Below are 16,210 nucleotides of genomic sequence, written 5' to 3'. Positions count from 1 at the left end.
GCGATGAATGCTGTCGATGTCATCGTTGAAGACGAGGCCTGGAATGCAATCGAGGGCAAGACCCGTCTGGTCGAACAGGCCATCGCAGCCGCCGGTGCGGAAATCAACGATGCCTTGCCCGGCGTCATTGCGGTGCTGCTGACCGATGATGCGGCGATGAGCGAGCTCAATGGCCGTTTCCGGCAAAAGCCGAACCCTACGAATGTGCTGTCCTTTCCGGCCTCGGAACACACGGTCAACCATCTCGGCGATATCGCCCTGGCCTCCGGTGTGGTCATGCGCGAGGCCGGTGACCGTGCGCTGTCTCCATCCGATCATCTGCGTCATCTGATCGTGCATGGATTCCTGCATCTTCAGGGTTATGATCACCAGGATGATGACGAGGCCCAGGTAATGGAAGAGATCGAGCGCCGGGCTCTGGCGCGGTTGGGTATTGCCGACCCCTATCTCGACACCACGGGCGGCGGGATGGATGCCGATGAGTAGTGTGGACGACAATGCCGACGACGATACCCGGTCATGGTTCGGGCGGATTTTCGGCGGGCCTGATGCCCCGGCCAAGCCGGATGCGCCCACGGATCCGGTCAAACTGCCCACGGCTCCAGCCTTCAAGATCGATCCGGATGCCCTTGATGACCTGCGCGTTGTCGATGTGATGGTGCCGCGCGCCGACATCACCGGGGTCGAGGTTTCCACCCCGCTTGGCGAGCTGGTGCGAACCTTCGCCAAGGCGGCGCATTCACGCCTGCCGGTCTATCGCGAAACCCTCGATGACCCGATCGGCGTCGTGCACATCAAGGACCTCATCGTCCATCTTGCCCCCGATGAAGCGGGCGAGCGCGAGCCGGGCTGGGCTGATCGCCAGGTTCTGCCGGCGATGACGCGGCCGCTGCTGTTCGCTCCGCCTTCGATGCGCGCCACCGATCTGCTGCGCCGCATGCAGGGGCGCCGCATGCATCTGGCCCTGGTTGTCGATGAATATGGCGGCACGGACGGGCTGGTGACCTTCGAGGATCTGATCGAGCCCATCGTCGGTGATATCGAGGATGAGCATGATGACGAGGATGCCCCGGCGATCCGCGCCCGCGGACCGGGCGTCTGGGATGTCGAGGCCCGCGCCGAGATCGACGCCTTCGAACAGGTGGTCGGCGAAGAGATTGCCGGCCCCGACGAGGACGAGGATGTCGACAGTCTCGGCGGTCTCGTCTTTACGCTGACGGGCCGGGTGCCTGAACGCGGCGAGGTGATCCGACACCCCAAGGGTTATGAATTCGAGGTGCTGGAGGCCGATCCGCGCCGGATCAAGCGGATGCGGGTCCGTGCGACACACTGGACCCACGCTGCGGCGGCGATGCCGGACGAGGGAGCCGACCAGTCTTGACCCGCCATGCCTGGTATTCGCCCGGGCGGCTTCGCGCAGGGATCGCCGCCGCAAGTGGCTGGCGATTGGCATTGATACTGTTTGTGGCCGGCGCAATGTCGGCCCTGGCCATGGCGCCGGTCTATGTCTGGCCAATCCTGATCCCGGGCCTGGCGATCCTGCTCTGGACCGTTGATGGCGCCCGCCGCAAGGCCCTGCCATTGCGCAGCGCCTTCTGGCGCGGCTTCCTGTTCGGCTTCGGCTATTTCATCGCAGGCATGTTCTGGCTGGCCTATGCCTTCATCAACCGGGGCCCGGAATACATCCCGTTGATCCCCTTCGCCGTCCCGGCCCTCGCCGCCCTGCTGGCTGCTTTCTGGGGTGGGGCCATGGCAAGCTATGCGTTGCTGGCACAACGTTCCGAGTGGCGGGTGCTGGTGTTTGCCGTATGCCTGGCGGTGTTCGAATGGCTGCGGGGCCACCTGTTCGGCGGCCTGCCGTGGAATCTCCCGGCCTATGCCTGGCCTGCCGGTGGTGCGATCAGCCAGACAGCGTCCTGGTTCGGCGTTTACGGGCTCAGCCTGCTCACGCTTCTGGTCCTGGTCTCGCCCGCCGTTGCGGTCGGGCCGGTGCTGCGGATGAAACGCCTGATGCCCGCCATGGCCGGAGCGGCAATCCTGCTGATCCTGTTCAGTTTCGGTGCCCTGCGGCTGCAGGAGCCCGATCCGGGCGTTGAACCCGGGGTGCGTTTGCGGATCGTGCATGCCGCGATCACCCAGGCCGAGAAATGGGGGGCGAACGGTGCCCTTCTGGCCCGTGATCGCTATCTCGGTCTGACCGCCGCGCCCGGTCTCGACGAGGTCACGCACGTCTTGTGGCCGGAAGGCGCCCTGCCGATCTACATGCTCGAGGATGGTGCTACCCTGAGCCTGATCGGCGAGCTGTTTGCCAATGACCAGATCCTGATGTCCGGTATCAGCCGGCGCGTGGGCGGGCTGGAGGACGACGAGACCTATTACAATTCGCTGGCCGTGCTGCGCTATCAGGGCGGCGCGCCGCGCGATGTCGGCCTCTATGACAAGACATTGCTCGCCCCGTTCGGCGAGAGCATTCCGCTGTCGGGCCTGTTGTCGGCGATCGGTTTTTCCGAGTTCGCCCGATTGCAGTACACGCCCGGCGACGGGCCGATCGTGATGGATGTGCCGGAGGCGCCGCCGATGATGCCGCTCATTTGTTATGAGGGCATCTTCCCCGGTTTCGTCCATGCCGGCACACCGCGGCCATCCTGGTTGTTCAATCTGTCCAACGATGCCTGGTTCGGTGAAACCAGTGGCCCGCAGCAGCATGTCAACCAGACCCGCTACCGCTCGATCGAGACCGGCTTGCCGATGATTCGCTCGGCATCACGCGGTGTTTCGGGCGTTATCGACGCCTTCGGGCGCATGCCGGTCGCGATCGAACCCGCGAGCGAAGGCGCCTATGATGTCGACCTGCCGCGGCCGATCGCCGCCCCGCTTTATGCCTTCTGGGGGGACTGGTTGTTCTGGATTGTGAACGGGTTCGTGATTGCAGGCATCATTTTGCACCGACGTAAAGTGGTAGAAAAATATTTAAACTTCACCCGGTGACCAGATAGTGATGGTGCCGTGCAGCCCTGCCCATGTTAGTTTCTGGCTGCAATCGACGGGCACGAGGCCCGCAAATGAGGTGAATAAATGCAGAAAGTGAACCCCCGCGTCCCGAATCCGGTCGACATGCATGTGGGGTCAAGAATTCGGCTGCGCCGTCAGTTGATGAAAATGAGCCAGGAAAAACTGGGCGATGAGCTGGGCGTGACATTCCAGCAGGTCCAGAAATACGAACGCGGCGCCAACCGCGTCGGTGCAAGCCGGCTCTATCGTCTTTCGCGCGTGCTTGAAGTGCCGGTCCAGTTTTTCTTCGAGGACCTGGCCGACAAGCCGATGGTGTCCGGCATGGCCGAAGGCGACCAGACCCCGATTGTCTACAATTTCATCCAGAGCTCAGATGGTGTTTCGCTTGCCGAGGCGTTTTCCCGGATCAGCGATGCCAAGGTCCGGCGGCGCGTGCTTGAGCTTGTTCGCACGCTCGCGGCTGAAGAAGACGAGCTGGCGCACTGACGTTGCGCGTGCAGGCGGCGAAACAATTCGCTATGCCGTGCGTATGACTGACCAACTCAATGCATCCGGAGATTTCCGGCTGTTCGGACGGGCCAAGGGCAAACCGCTCTCGGCGCGCCAGCAGGCCCTGATTGACAATCTTCTGCCGGCGCTTGATCTGCCGGCGGAGGGTGAAGTCGTGCCAGCCCGGCTGGTCCCCGGAAAGCAGGGCCATGTGCTGGAGATCGGTTTCGGCAGCGGCGAGCATCTCGTCGCCCAGGCCACGGCCCATCCGCAAAACCTCTATATCGGGATCGAACCCTTCCTCAACGGGGTGGCGAAGGCTCTGGCCGGCGTCGATGAGGGCGGCCTGACCAATGTGCGTCTCCATCGCGGTGATGCGCGTGACGCGCTGCCGCGCTTTGCCGATACCTCGATCGACCGGATTTTCCTGCTCTTCCCGGATCCCTGGCACAAGAAACGTCACGCCAAACGCCGTTTCATCCAGCAGTCGACCCGCGACGAGTTTGCCCGCATCCTCAAGCCCGGCGGGCAATTGCGGATTGCGACCGATGTGAAGTCCTATGCCGACCACGTCATGGCCGAATTTGCCGGCGATGACCGCTTCGACTGGACGGCCCGGCAGGCCGATGACTGGCGTATCGCCCCGGGCGATCATGTCCGCACGCGCTACGAGACCAAGAATCTGGGTGATTGCGCGCCGGTCTTCATGGACTTCGTCTGCCGCGGCGGCGCTGTCTTGCCAAACCCGGCCCGGGCGTCTATATAAGCGCCATACACAAGTTCGATCGCATTGGATGATGCTATCGAGCGGTCGCCTAACGGCGGCCGCTCTTTTTGTTACTGCAAACGGAGCCGCTGGCTTGAAGACGAAGACACCACAGGATATCCGCATCCTCAATCTGGCCGAGCCGGTTGCTGCCGAACTCGGGCTGGAGATTGTCCGCGTGCGCGTCCTGTCCGGCAAACGCGCCCGGCTGCAGATCATGGCTGACCGTCCCGAAAGTTCCATTGGCGTTGAGGATTGCGCGCGTCTGTCGCGCGGCATTTCCGGCGCCCTGGAAACCGAAGACCCGATTTCCGGAGAGTATGATCTCGAGGTCTCCTCACCGGGTATCGACCGGCCCCTGACCACCCTGCCGCATTTCGCGCGCTGGGAAGGCAATGAGGCCAAGATCGAGCTCGACCGCCTCGCCGATGGGCGCAAGCGCTTCAGGGGCATGCTGGCCGGTATCGAGGGCGAGAATGTCCTGCTCGATGTCGAGGGCGAAGAAGATACGACGCTGATCCCGTTTGACTGGATCATCGACGCCAAACTGGTTTTGACGGACGCCTTGATCGAGGCGAATTTGAAAGCGCGCGCCGAGGCGCCCGCGACGACCGAAGGAGACGAATGATGTCGCAGTCCATCGTAACGGGGAACTTCCGATGAGCATTGGTGTCAGCGCCAACAGGCTTGAATTGCTGCAGATCGCGCGTGCCGTTGCGGCCGAGAAGTCGATCAGCGAAACGATCGTGATCGAAGCGATTGAAGAAGCGATTCAAAAGGCTGCTAAATCCCGCTACGGCGCCGAAAACGATATCCGGGCCAAGATCGATCCGAAGACCGGCGAGCTGTCGCTGACCCGTTGCATGACGGTCGCCGAAGAAGTCGAGAATGACAGCCAGGAAATCTCTCTCGCCGAAGCGCGCAAGATCGACAAGACCGCCGAGATTGGCACCGTCTTCTCTGATGAGCTGCCTCCGATCGAGTTCGGCCGTGTCGCCTCGCAGACCGCCAAGCAGGTCATCACGCAGAAAGTGCGTGAAGCCGAGCGTGCGCGCCAGTTCGAGGAATACAAGGACCGTGTCGGCGAGATCATCAATGGTATCGTCAAGCGCGTCGAATACGGCAATGTGATCATGGATCTCGGCCGCGCCGAGGGCATTATCCGCCGCGCCGACGGCATCCCGCGCGAGAATTTGCAGACGAATGAGCGCGTGCGTGCCTATATCTATGATGTGCGTGAGGAAGTCCGCGGTCCGCAGATCTTCCTGTCGCGCGCCCATCCGGACTTCATGGCCGCCCTGTTCGCGCAGGAAGTGCCGGAAGTCTACGAAGGCATTATCGAGATCTCGGCTGTTGCCCGTGATCCCGGCAGCCGCGCCAAGATCGCCGTCATCTCCAATGACGCGTCGATCGACCCGGTCGGCGCCTGTGTCGGTATGCGCGGTTCGCGCGTCCAGGCCGTGGTGTCCGAACTGGCTGGCGAAAAGATCGATATCATCCCGTGGTCTGACGATCCGGCGACCTTTATCGTCAACGCGCTGCAGCCGGCCGAAGTGTCCAAGGTCGTCCTCGACGAGGAGGACCGCCGCATTGAAGTCGTGGTGCCTGACGAGCAGCTCTCGCTCGCCATCGGCCGCCGCGGCCAGAATGTCCGCCTGGCGTCGCAACTGACCGGCTGGTCGATCGACATCCTCACCGAGGAAGAAGAATCGGAACGCCGTCAGCGTGAGTTCGCTGAACGCACCGCCCTGTTCACCGGCGCGCTGGATGTCGATGAAGTCATCGCGCAGCTGCTGGCGACCGAAGGCTTCACCGATGTCGCCGACATCGCCTATGTCGGTCTTGGCGAAATCGCCGCGATCGAAGGCTTTGACGACGACACCGCCGAGGAAATCCAGGCGCGTGCCCGTGATTATCTCGAGCGTCTTGCCGGCGAGCAGGATGCGAAGCGCAAGGAGCTCGGCGTCGAGGACGCCCTGCTGGAAGTCGAAGGCATTGATTTGCCGATGGCTGTTGCGCTCGGCGAGAATGACATCAAGACGGTCGAGGATCTGGCCGGTCTCGTGACCGACGATCTGCGCGGCTGGTTTGAAACCGTCAATGGCGAACGTGTTCGTCAGCCCGGCGTGCTGGAGGCTTTCGAGCTTTCCGCGGACGATGCCGAGATGCTGATCATGCGCGCCCGCGTCGTCGCCGGCTGGATCTCCGAGGAGGACCTGCCGGTGCGTGAAGTCGAGGAAGTCGAGGATGAAGATCCTGACGCCCACGTCTTCGACGTCGAGAATATGGATCTGGCAGAGCTGGAAGCCGAGGCCGCGGCATTGGGCCTCGACCTTGACGAGGCTGCTGCCGACGAGGAGGAACAGAAGGCTGACTAATCCGAAGGCGGCGACACAGGCGATCCGGGAGAAGCGTTGTATCGCTTCCGGAGAGGTCAAGGACGAGGCGGAACTTATCCGGCTGGTGGTTGGCCCGGGAGACGAGGTCTTCCCCGACATCGCCGCCAAATTGCCCGGCCGCGGCATCTGGATCAGTGCCGACCGGGCTTCGGTTGAAACGGCCGCCCGCAAGGGTCTGTTCAACCGGTCAGCAGGACGGGCCGTCAAGGTTCCCGACGGGCTGGCCGACACGATTGAGGCGCAGCTTGCCGCCCGTGCATTGAGCCTTCTGGGCCTGGCGCGGCGGGCCGGTGAAGTGGCGCTGGGATTTGATGCGGCTCGCATCGCCCTGAAGGCCGGACGGCCGGCCTGGCGGATCGAGGCGGTCGACGGTGCCGAGGATGGACGGGTCAAACTGGACCGTCTGACCCAGGCAGCCTGGGGTGAGGTTCCGGTTGCCGGCGGTTTTACCGCCGAGCAATTGGGTGAGGCACTCGGGCGCGGCACGGTCGTGCATGGAGTGCTTACCGGTGGTTCGCAGGTGCGGGCTTTCGGGGTGACAATGAGGAAGCTTGAGGGCTTCCGGCCGCCCGCTTCCTGAACCGGGAGCTGCGGCGCATGCCGCAACAGCGGTTGAATACGGGGTGGAGGTCGCTAGGTTAGCGATCCTTCACACCGGAACAGGTATGAACAGCGCGGATTTCCGGCACTCGGCTACCGGAAAAGCCCGTCAAACGATAGCCGAACTTGGAAGGCTCGCATGAGCGACGCAGACGACAATAATTCCTCCGGCCGCCGGCCGCTCTCTCTGAAACGACCCGGTTCGGGCACCGTGCAGCAAAGTTTTGCGCGCGGACGTTCGAAGGCCGTGGTGGTCGAGAAGAAGCGCAAACGTGTGGTAACGCCAGGCAAGGACTCCGGTCCGGCCGGCGGGAGGGGCCCTGGTGGCGCCGGCGCCAGCAAGGGTGAGTCCGCGCTGGCCGCGAAAGCCAGGCAGCTCGGTTTGTCCGAAGAAGAACTCGTATCGCGTCAGCGCGCGATCGCCCGGGCTCGGGCTGAATCGGCTGAACGCGAAGCCAAAAAGAAACAGGAAGAGGCAGAACGCGCCGCACGGGCTGACGCCGAGCGTCAGAATCTTGACGAGCTGAAAGCCCGCGAGGCCGATCAGGCCAAGGAAGCGCAGCGCGAAGCCGAGGCCGCCGCCGAGGCGCGTCGCCTGGCCGAAGCCGATGCCTCCCGCGATACCAGTGATGGCCCGAAAAAGGGTGATGGCGAAGTTCGCCGCAAGCCGGTCGCCGAAAAGCGCCCGCAGCGCCCGCTGGATGGTGCCGATCTGCCGGATCCGGCTGCGACGCTCGACGCTATGGGCGGCCGTGTCAAACGCAAGGGGCCGCCGGTCAGTGCCGGTCCGGTCAAGCCAGGCCAGCAACAGCCGGCCCGCGCCAAGGCTGACAGCCGCCGTCGTGGCAAGCTGACGATCCAGAACATCCTCGAGGGTGATGAAGAGCGTCAACGTTCGCTCGCTTCGGTCCGCCGGGCCCGTGAACGTGAGAAACAACGCCGCAGCGATGGCACGAGCGCACGCGAGAAAATTTCCCGCGAAGTCGTTATCCCGGAATCGATCACCGTGGCCGATCTGGCCAACCGGATGGCCGAGCGTTCCATGGACGTCATCAAATATCTGATGAAGCAGGGCCAGATGGTCCGCATGGATGATGTGCTTGAAGCCGATGATGCGGAACTGATCGTGGAAGACTTCGGTCACACGGTGAAACGCGTCTCCGAATCCGATGTCGAGACCGGCTTTATTGCCAGCGATGATCCGGAAGAGAGCAAGGTCAAGCGCGCGCCGGTCGTGGCCATCATGGGCCATGTCGATCACGGCAAGACCTCGCTGCTTGACGCCCTGCGTTCGACCGATGTTGTCTCGGGCGAAGCCGGTGGCATCACCCAGCATATCGGGGCCTATCAGGTGCAGTTGAAGTCGGGTGAGAAGATCACCTTCCTCGACACGCCGGGCCACGCCGCGTTCTCCGCCATGCGTTCGCGCGGTGCGGAAGCGACCGATATCGTCATCCTTGTGGTCGCTGCCGACGATTCCGTGAAGCCGCAGACCATCGAGGCGATCAAGTTCGCCAAGGCGGCCGGCACACCGATCATCGTTGCGGTCAACAAGATCGACAAGCACGAAGCCGATCCGCAAAAAGTCATCACCGACCTGCTGCAGCAGGACATCGTCGTTGAGGCCATGTCCGGTGACGTTCAGTCCGTCAATGTCTCCGCCAAGAAGCGGATGGGCCTAGATGACCTGACCGACGCCATCCTCCTGCAGGCCGAACTGCTGGACCTGAAAGCCAATCCGGACCGCGATGCCGAAGGCGTCGTGATCGAGAGCAAGATCGACAAGGGCCGCGGCTCTGTCGCGACGGTTCTGGTGCGCCGCGGCACGCTGAAGCGTGGCGATCTGGTTGTGGCGGGTGGCCAGTGGGGCCGTGTCCGCGCCCTGACCAATGAGCGGGGCCAGACGCTGGCCGAGGCCGGACCTTCGGTTCCGGTCGAGGTGCTCGGTCTCGATGGTGCGCCGGATCCGGGCGAGATCTTTGCCGTGGTCGAGAATGAAGGCCGGGCTCGCGAGATTGCGATGTACCGCCAGCGCAAGACCCGCTCTGCGTCGGGCAGCCAGAATGTCGGCCTGGGCACTTCGCTCGAGCAGATGATGGCGCGTCTGCAGGAAAACCAGACCAAGGAAATGCCGCTGCTGATCAAGGCAGACGTGCAAGGTTCCGCCGAGGCCATCAAGCAATCGCTTGAGCGTCTGGGGAATGATGAAGTGCAGGCCAAGATCGTGCTGGCAGCGGCAGGCGGCGTCAATGAAGGCGATGTCCTGCTGGCCAAATCGTCCGGTGCCCCGATCTTCGCCTTCAATGTCCGCGCCAACAAGCAGGCCCGTGACCTGGCCGAGCGTGAGAAAGTCGAAATTCGCTATTACTCGGTGATCTATGATGTCATCGATGATGTGCGCAATACGATGGAAGGCATGCTGGCCCCGGAGAAGCGCGAAAACTTCATCGGTTACGCCGACATCCTGGAAGTCTTCAACATCACCCGCTTCGGCAAGGCTGCCGGTTGCCGCGTGACCGAAGGCGTCGTCAAGCGCGGCTGTGGTGTTCGCCTGCTGCGCAACGACACCGTCGTCCACGAAGGCCATCTCTCGACACTGAAACGCTTCAAGGAAGAAGTGAAGGAAGTGAAAGCCGGCACCGAGTGCGGTATGGGCTTCATCGAGTACCAGGACATCCAGAAGGGCGACAAGATCGAGTGCTTCGAGATCATCGAAGTGCCTCGCAAGCTTGAGAGCAACGGCTAGTCCGGACTTTCTGATGCAGAATATGAAAAGGGCGGCTCCAACGGGCCGCCCTTTTTGCTTTTGTGGTGGCCCGCGGGCCGGTGCGTCCGGGTCTATTGCGCCGGCATCAGGCCCTGCTCGGGCGCGGCGTAGTTGGCGAAATCCTGGTGGTGGACCACCAGCCCGTCGCGCACTGTGATCACGCTGACCTGGTCAGCCCGCCAGCGGAAGACCTGGCCCTCGGTCTCGGTCGGGTAGAGGGCATTGACGTGACCGGTGAAGACGACCCGGTCATTGCTCGCGAAGACGGTATCCCACACGAAGCCGAGCTCGATCGGGTTATAGGTGCCGATGAAGTCTCGCAGCATGGCCAGGCTGGCATCGCGGCCCTCGCGATGAATCCCCTCCGGGCCGAGACCTTCGCCCATCGCCGTCGGGTCATCGAACACCATGTCTTGAGCCATCATGGGCTCCATGGCATCGATATTCGCCGCCGAATAGGCGTCCATATAGGCCCGGGCGATGCTTTCAGCGTCGGGAGCGTCCTGCGCTCCGGCGCCGGCCGACAGGGTGATGATCGCGGCCAGGGCCACCAGAGTGCGTTTCATTTTTCTCTCCTGGTTTGACGGGATGGGGGTGCCGGCAGCTCGCGCGCGCCGGCGAAGTCGGTGTAGTCACGATGCTCGACGACCTTGCCGTCCTGCACGGTGATGATCGTGATGATCGGGTAGATGAAGCGCCTCTCGCCGATCGCGGTCTCATAGCTCACCACTGTGCGGCCATCGAAGATGACGGCGTCCGAGGATTCATAGCTGCGCTCGACCGTGTAATTCAGATGATCGATGCCCCAGCTGGAGATGCCGGCGATGATGGCGTCGGCCCCGCGCCAGTCGATCGGCGCGGTGATCTGTGGGATCGCCAGTGAGGTTGGATCGATGAAGCGCGCGTTTTCGGCATAGAGCGCCCGCATCGCATCATGGTCCTGGCGCTGATACGCCGCGAGATAGGCCTCGGCGATCTCGCGTGAATTGCCCGTTATGCCGGTCGCCATGGCCGGGCCGGCCAAGGTCAGGCAGGCGAGCAGGGAGAGGACAAGTCGGTTCATGGCGGGGCTCCGGCCGGGATGGCAGTGTTCAGGTCGTTTCGCTCCACCCTGTGTGCAGCCTGAGGCCGGTTGATCGCAAGACACGAGCCTGCACGCGGGGGTCACATTTTCGCGTGCTTCTTGAACACGCTGTAATCCGGCCTTCATTGAGGGTGTCGATCCCGGGCTCTTGCATCCCCCGCGCAACCGGCGTACACCCGCGCGCCTTGCCGGTGCAGCGATTTGACGCCTGTGCCGCCGACCTCGGAGAGGTGTTATGGCCCGTAGACCAACCCGCGAACCGAAGACAGCCACGCAGCGCCAACTCCGCGCTGGCGAGATTATCCGGCATGCGCTGGTGACCTTGCTGGCGCGCGGAGACCTGCGCGATCCCGAGCTTGAAAAAGCCCTGATCACGGTCAGCGAAGTGCGCATGAGTTCCGATTTGCGCGTCGCGAAAGTCTATGTCGCACCGCTGGGCCCGGGCGAGCCTGCTGCGCTGGCCAAGGCGCTCAATCGCGGCGCCAGCTTCCTGCGCGGGCGGCTGGGTCGCGAGATCGAGCTGAAATTCACGCCGGAACTGCATTTTCACGCCGACAACAGTTATGAGACCGCCAGCCATGTCGACCGGCTGCTGGCGCGGCCCCAGGTCCAGCGCGACCTGCATTCCGACGATGAGGACGGCAGCGAGGACTGAGACGCCGGGTCCCGGCGGTATCGGGGCCGGCGTCCGGCCATGCCCCGCCTTTGCGAACAGATTTGAGAGACAGACATGGCCCGCAAGAACAAGGGCCAGGACATCCATGGCTGGGTGATCCTGGACAAGCCTTTCGACATGACCTCGACCCAGGCTGTTTCGGCCGTTCGCCGGATCTTCGATGCGAAGAAGGCGGGCCATGCCGGCACGCTGGACCCGCTCGCCACCGGCGTGTTGCCGATCGCCCTCGGCGAGGCGACGAAGACAGTGCCCTTCGCAATGGAGGGCGCCAAGCTCTACCGCTTCACGGTCAGATGGGGTGAGCGCACGGATACGCTCGATTCCGAAGGCAAGCTGGTCGCCTCCTCCGATGTGCGTCCGGAGCGTGCGGCAATCGAGGCTGTCCTGCCGCGCTTTACCGGCGAGATCCAGCAGGTTCCGCCGATCTTTTCCGCGATCCGCGTCAATGGCGAGCGCGCCTATGACCTCGCCCGCGATGGCGAGGAAGTCGAGCTCGAGGCGCGCACGATCCGGATCGATGACCTCACGCTCACCGATTGCCCCGATGCCGATCATGCCGTGTTTGAAATGCGTTGCGGCAAGGGTTCCTATGTCCGCTCCATGGCGCGCGACCTCGCTCACGCCCTGGGTACGGAAGGTCATGTCGTGGCCTTGCGGCGTCTGGTCGTCGGGAGCTTCGCCGAGGCAGAATCCACAACGCTGGACGGATTGCGAGAAATGGCTCATAAGGGCGCCGCTTCGGAAGCTTTGCTCCCGGTACAGACCGCGCTGGACGACATCCCGGCGATGGCCATCACCGAAGAGGAAACATCCAATCTGAAGCTAGGACGGTCGATCGTCCTGCTCCCGCGTCAAGCGCAAGAGCTGAAAGCCAGTCGTCGCCCCCTCACCATTGCGGGCAAGGATTGTAGTTTCATGGCTCTGGCGACCCTGGACGGGCAGGCAGTGGCAATCGGCGAGGCACGGGCCGGAAAGTTCCAGCCTGTGCGTGTTTTCAACTTGCCCCGGTAAGGGGTCGACAGAGTTTAGGAGAACCCGATGTCGATTACGCAAGAGCGCAAATCCGCGCTCATCTCAGAGCATGCCCGTGGTAGCGCAGATACTGGCTCGCCGGAGGTCCAAGTGGCCATCCTGACCGAGCGGATCGCGAACCTCACGGAGCACTTCAAGACCCATAAGAAGGACAACCACTCGCGTCGCGGCCTTCTGAAAATGGTCTCCCAGCGCCGCCGTCTTCTCGATTACGTGAAGAATAAAGACGATGCTCGTTACCGGGCAATCATCGAGAAGCTTGGCTTGCGCCGCTGATCCGCGACCGCATCCGTACGAAAGACGATATGTTCGATATTCAAAAAGAAACGATCGAGTGGGAGGGCCGCCCTCTCACTTTCGAAACCGGGCGAGTAGCCCGTCAGGCCAATGGCTCGGTCATGGTGACCTATGGCGAGACGACTGTTCTCGCCACCGCCGTTGGCGTCAAGACCGTCAAGGAAGGGGCCGACTTCTTCCCTCTCACGGTCAATTACCAGGAAAAAACCTTTGCCGCCGGCAAGATCCCGGGTGGGTTCTTCAAGCGCGAAGGCCGTCCGTCGGAAAAAGAGACGCTGACCTCGCGCCTCATTGACCGCCCGATCCGTCCGCTCTTCCCCAAAGGCTTCAAGAACGAAGTCCAGGTGATGCTGACCGTGCTCTCGCACGACATGGAAAACGATCCTGACATTGTTGGCCTGATCGGCGCTTCTGCCGCCCTGGTCCTGTCGGGTCTGCCCTTCATGGGTCCGATCGGCGCGGCTCGCGTCGGTTATTTCGATGGCGAATACGTCATCAACCCGCCTGTCTATGAAATGGCTGACAGCGCCCTGGACCTCGTGGTCGCGGGCACCGGCGATGCCGTCATGATGGTTGAATCGGAAGCGAAAGAGCTTTCCGAGGAAATCATGCTTGGCGCCGTCATGGCCGGTCACAAGGCTTTCCAGCCGGTGATCGATGCGATCATCCGTCTGGCCGAAAAAGCCGCGAAAGAGCCTTGGGATTACGAGCCGGAAGATCATTCCGCCGTTGAAGCCAAGGTTCGTGAGCTGATTGGTGACGAGCTGGCTACTGCCTATACCAATGTCGACAAGACCGAGCGTTATGCGGCTGTCAACGCAGCCAAGGCCAAGGCTGTCGCAGCCCTGGCCCGTTCCGACGACAATCCTGACGGCATTGCCGGCACGGTTCTCAAGGACGTGATGAAATCGGTTGAAGCCTCCATCGTTCGTGGCGGCATCATCAAGACCGGCAAGCGTATCGATGGCCGTGCCCTCGACCAGGTCCGTCCGATCGTGTCCGAGGCGGGTATCCTGCCTCGCACCCACGGTTCGGCCCTCTTCACCCGGGGTGAAACCCAGGCGATGGTCGTGGCTACGCTCGGCACCGGCGAAGACGAGCAATTCGTCGACGATCTGACGGGGACCTATAAGGAGCGCTTCATGCTCCATTATAACTTCCCGCCATATTCGGTCGGTGAAACCTCCTTCCGCCTGGCTCCGGGCCGTCGCGAAATCGGCCATGGCAAGCTTGCCTGGCGCGCTGTTCGTGCGGTTCTGCCGTCGCATGCCGACTTCCCGTACACGATCCGTCTCGTGTCCGAGATCACCGAATCCAATGGTTCGTCCTCGATGGCCACCGTGTGTGGTGCTTCGCTGGCGATGATGGATGCCGGTGTGCCTCTGACGCGTCCGGTTTCGGGTATCGCCATGGGCCTGATCAAGGATCCTGAAGGCGTTGCCGTGTTGTCCGACATCCTGGGTGATGAAGATCACCTCGGCGATATGGACTTCAAGGTTGCCGGGACGGCCGAAGGTGTCACATCGCTCCAGATGGACATCAAGATCGCCGGTATCGACGAGAAGATCATGCACACAGCCCTCGATCAGGCGAAGGGTGGCCGTATGCACATCCTCGCCGAGATGGCCAAGGCTCTCGACACCTCGCGCTCCGAGCTCGGCGAATTTGCGCCGCGCATCGAAACCATCACCATCCCGACCGACAAGATCCGTGACGTTATCGGAACCGGCGGCAAGGTGATCCGTGAGATCGTCGAAAAGACCGGTGCCAAGGTCGACGTCAATGATGAAGGCGTGATCAAGGTCTCGTCTTCGGATGCGTCCTCGATCAAGGCTGCGCTCGACTGGATCATCGGCCTCACCGCCGAGCCTGAAGAAGGCAAGATCTACAAGGGCAAGGTCGTCAAGGTCATGGATTTTGGTGCCTTCGTGAATTTCTTCGGCCCGAAAGACGGCCTGGTCCACGTTTCCCAGCTCCGCAATGAGCGCGTGAACCACCCGTCCGACCTGCTGAAGGAAGGCGATGAAGTCTACGTCAAACTCCTCGGCTTCGATGATCGCGGCAAGGTTCGCCTGTCGATGAAAGTCGTCGACCAGGAAACCGGTCTCGAAATCGCCAAGGATGCTGCAGAGGCGTAAGCCTCTCCGGTCCTGGTGATCAGATCTGAATGAAGATCCCGCCGGAGCAATCCGGCGGGTTTTTCTATGCCGCGAGCCGGTCGCGATAGCGGCGGCTGCCGGGGACGGTCTCGCCATTGGACAGGGTAATCGTCACATCGCCCTCGCCGGTAGGGACGGTTTGCGCGATCATGTCGCGATTGACCAGCCAGGAGCGGTGAACGCGAACCGAGTCTACTCCCGCCTCGCGCAGGAGCTGGTCCAGTTGATTCAGCGTCATGCGCGCCAGATGTTCACGCGCGCCGAAACGCGCCTCGACATAATTGCCGGCCGCGCGGGCTGTGCTGAAATCGGACGCGGCAAGGTGCATGACACGGCCGCCGCATTTGAGATTGACCCGGTGATGGGTGCGCGCCTCCGTCCGGGCAGCGGCGGCTTCCAGCCGGTGCCATTCAATGGTGCGAAAACCGGTCAGGGTCAGCAGGACCGAGATGTAGCTCAGCACATCCTTGCGCAATTCATAGATGAAGGTCTGCAGCGGGTTCTCGAAGAACTGATAGTCCGTGTTGAACAGGACCGGATACAGCGCGTCGCGCGTGACGCCCATGGCAGTAACGTGCAGGAGCGAGAACACCAGGGCGCCGCCGATATGCGCGGGTAGCCAGCGCGTCCAGCTGGCACCGCCGAGAGGGAAGCGGCGCTCCCACGGTCCCACCGCTGTCCAGCACAGGATCAGCAGGTAAACCGTGCTGCTGCCCTCGAGAAACCACGCTTTCCAGGCATTGAAGCTCTCTCCGTCGCGCGCCTCCTCCATGATGATGGAGGTGGCGTTGACGACCCAGAAGGCCAGCGCCATGGCCGAAAAGGCGAGCAGGGCGTGCAGTGTGGCGCGGCGCTCGGCGTCCTGTTCATTTTGAAAATCGACCGTGTTCATCGCCTGATCATGCCACTGCTACCCGCTGAGGCAAGCC

The 16,210-nt window shown here is 62.6% G+C and carries 16 protein-coding genes; 13 read left to right on the top strand and 3 right to left on the bottom strand.

The features are described 5' to 3' along the window. Window positions 1–3 precede the first annotated feature (3 nt). From ybeY to infB, 9 genes are all read left to right on the top strand, one after another. Window positions 4–486, top strand: coding sequence for an rRNA maturation RNase YbeY (gene ybeY / locus ACN0YF_RS08465; RefSeq protein WP_417494045.1), 483 nt, complete (start codon window positions 4–6; stop codon window positions 484–486). Continuing rightward, the gene (locus tag ACN0YF_RS08460; protein ID WP_417481312.1) at window positions 479–1,381 is read left to right on the top strand and encodes a hemolysin family protein; all 903 of its coding nucleotides are present in this window, start codon (window positions 479–481) and stop codon (window positions 1,379–1,381) included. The genes ybeY and ACN0YF_RS08460 overlap by 8 nt, the downstream gene beginning before the upstream one ends. 95 nt (window positions 1,382–1,476) lie before the next feature. Continuing rightward, window positions 1,477–2,988, top strand: a complete 1,512-nt coding sequence (gene lnt, locus ACN0YF_RS08455; protein ID WP_417494044.1) for an apolipoprotein N-acyltransferase — start codon at window positions 1,477–1,479, stop codon at window positions 2,986–2,988. A gap of 87 nt (window positions 2,989–3,075) precedes the next feature. Beyond that, complete coding sequence (locus tag ACN0YF_RS08450) at window positions 3,076–3,498, top strand: helix-turn-helix domain-containing protein (RefSeq protein WP_417481314.1); 423 nt, start codon at window positions 3,076–3,078, stop codon at window positions 3,496–3,498. A gap of 43 nt (window positions 3,499–3,541) precedes the next feature. Continuing rightward, on the top strand, window positions 3,542–4,267 hold the full coding sequence (trmB, locus tag ACN0YF_RS08445) for a tRNA (guanosine(46)-N7)-methyltransferase TrmB (RefSeq protein WP_417494043.1): 726 nt from the start codon (window positions 3,542–3,544) through the stop codon (window positions 4,265–4,267). Between the two features lie 94 nt (window positions 4,268–4,361). Further along, window positions 4,362–4,895: a ribosome maturation factor RimP gene (gene rimP, locus ACN0YF_RS08440; RefSeq protein ID WP_417481316.1), complete on the top strand. Its 534-nt coding sequence runs from the start codon at window positions 4,362–4,364 to the stop codon at window positions 4,893–4,895. A gap of 31 nt (window positions 4,896–4,926) precedes the next feature. Further along, on the top strand, window positions 4,927–6,645 hold the full coding sequence (gene nusA, locus ACN0YF_RS08435) for a transcription termination factor NusA (RefSeq protein WP_417481317.1): 1,719 nt from the start codon (window positions 4,927–4,929) through the stop codon (window positions 6,643–6,645). Beyond that, a complete protein-coding gene (locus ACN0YF_RS08430) occupies window positions 6,602–7,246 on the top strand; it encodes an RNA-binding protein (protein WP_417481318.1) in 645 nt (214 codons plus the stop codon). Before nusA ends, ACN0YF_RS08430 begins: the two co-directional genes overlap by 44 nt. 159 nt (window positions 7,247–7,405) lie before the next feature. Further along, window positions 7,406–10,012, top strand: coding sequence for a translation initiation factor IF-2 (infB, locus tag ACN0YF_RS08425; RefSeq protein ID WP_417481319.1), 2,607 nt, complete (start codon window positions 7,406–7,408; stop codon window positions 10,010–10,012). A gap of 92 nt (window positions 10,013–10,104) precedes the next feature. Here the strand turns inward: infB and ACN0YF_RS08420 are convergent, their stop codons facing one another. Together ACN0YF_RS08420 and ACN0YF_RS08415 are read right to left on the bottom strand one after the other, a co-directional pair. Further along, the gene (locus ACN0YF_RS08420; protein ID WP_417494042.1) at window positions 10,105–10,599 is read right to left on the bottom strand and encodes a nuclear transport factor 2 family protein; all 495 of its coding nucleotides are present in this window, start codon (window positions 10,597–10,599) and stop codon (window positions 10,105–10,107) included. Continuing rightward, entirely contained in the window at window positions 10,596–11,096 is a 501-nt protein-coding gene (locus ACN0YF_RS08415) for a nuclear transport factor 2 family protein (RefSeq protein WP_417494041.1), read from the bottom strand. Before ACN0YF_RS08415 ends, ACN0YF_RS08420 begins: the two co-directional genes overlap by 4 nt. Before the next feature lie 256 nt (window positions 11,097–11,352). Between ACN0YF_RS08415 and rbfA the strand changes: the two genes are divergently transcribed. The 4 genes from rbfA (at window position 11,353) to pnp (ending at window position 15,260) form a co-directional block, all read left to right on the top strand. Further along, on the top strand, window positions 11,353–11,772 hold the full coding sequence (rbfA, locus tag ACN0YF_RS08410; RefSeq protein WP_417481322.1) for a 30S ribosome-binding factor RbfA: 420 nt from the start codon (window positions 11,353–11,355) through the stop codon (window positions 11,770–11,772). Window positions 11,773–11,847: 75 nt separating this feature from the next. Then, window positions 11,848–12,804 (top strand): tRNA pseudouridine(55) synthase TruB, encoded by a 957-nt coding sequence (gene truB, locus ACN0YF_RS08405; RefSeq protein WP_417494040.1) that lies wholly within the window; start codon window positions 11,848–11,850, stop codon window positions 12,802–12,804. Between the two features lie 27 nt (window positions 12,805–12,831). Beyond that, complete coding sequence (gene rpsO / locus ACN0YF_RS08400; RefSeq protein WP_417467960.1) at window positions 12,832–13,101, top strand: 30S ribosomal protein S15; 270 nt, start codon at window positions 12,832–12,834, stop codon at window positions 13,099–13,101. Window positions 13,102–13,130: 29 nt separating this feature from the next. Continuing rightward, entirely contained in the window at window positions 13,131–15,260 is a 2,130-nt protein-coding gene (pnp, locus tag ACN0YF_RS08395; RefSeq protein ID WP_417494039.1) for a polyribonucleotide nucleotidyltransferase, read from the top strand. A 64-nt stretch (window positions 15,261–15,324) separates the two neighbouring features. On the opposite strand, the gene ACN0YF_RS08390 is transcribed toward pnp, so the two are convergent. After that, window positions 15,325–16,173 (bottom strand): LytTR family DNA-binding domain-containing protein, encoded by an 849-nt coding sequence (locus tag ACN0YF_RS08390; RefSeq protein ID WP_417481325.1) that lies wholly within the window; start codon window positions 16,171–16,173, stop codon window positions 15,325–15,327. Window positions 16,174–16,210 lie beyond the last annotated feature (37 nt).

This window comes from Maricaulis sp., from assembly GCF_048270265.1.
Lineage (GTDB): Bacteria > Pseudomonadota > Alphaproteobacteria > Caulobacterales > Maricaulaceae > Maricaulis.
Note: the sequence above shows the minus strand (reverse complement) of the source record. Positions and strands in the feature narration are given on the sequence as shown.

Coding starts and splice junctions, on each gene's coding strand:
- ybeY (WP_417494045.1), top strand. CDS start 4: ATGAATGCTGTCGATGTCATCGTTGAAGACGAGGCCTGGAATGCAATC.
- ACN0YF_RS08460 (WP_417481312.1), top strand. CDS start 479: ATGAGTAGTGTGGACGACAATGCCGACGACGATACCCGGTCATGGTTC.
- lnt (WP_417494044.1), top strand. CDS start 1,477: ATGTCGGCCCTGGCCATGGCGCCGGTCTATGTCTGGCCAATCCTGATC.
- ACN0YF_RS08450 (WP_417481314.1), top strand. CDS start 3,076: ATGCAGAAAGTGAACCCCCGCGTCCCGAATCCGGTCGACATGCATGTG.
- trmB (WP_417494043.1), top strand. CDS start 3,542: ATGACTGACCAACTCAATGCATCCGGAGATTTCCGGCTGTTCGGACGG.
- nusA (WP_417481317.1), top strand. CDS start 4,927: ATGAGCATTGGTGTCAGCGCCAACAGGCTTGAATTGCTGCAGATCGCG.
- infB (WP_417481319.1), top strand. CDS start 7,406: ATGAGCGACGCAGACGACAATAATTCCTCCGGCCGCCGGCCGCTCTCT.
- ACN0YF_RS08420 (WP_417494042.1), bottom strand. CDS start 10,599: ATGAAACGCACTCTGGTGGCCCTGGCCGCGATCATCACCCTGTCGGCC.
- ACN0YF_RS08415 (WP_417494041.1), bottom strand. CDS start 11,096: ATGAACCGACTTGTCCTCTCCCTGCTCGCCTGCCTGACCTTGGCCGGC.
- rbfA (WP_417481322.1), top strand. CDS start 11,353: ATGGCCCGTAGACCAACCCGCGAACCGAAGACAGCCACGCAGCGCCAA.
- truB (WP_417494040.1), top strand. CDS start 11,848: ATGGCCCGCAAGAACAAGGGCCAGGACATCCATGGCTGGGTGATCCTG.
- rpsO (WP_417467960.1), top strand. CDS start 12,832: ATGTCGATTACGCAAGAGCGCAAATCCGCGCTCATCTCAGAGCATGCC.
- pnp (WP_417494039.1), top strand. CDS start 13,131: ATGTTCGATATTCAAAAAGAAACGATCGAGTGGGAGGGCCGCCCTCTC.
- ACN0YF_RS08390 (WP_417481325.1), bottom strand. CDS start 16,173: ATGAACACGGTCGATTTTCAAAATGAACAGGACGCCGAGCGCCGCGCC.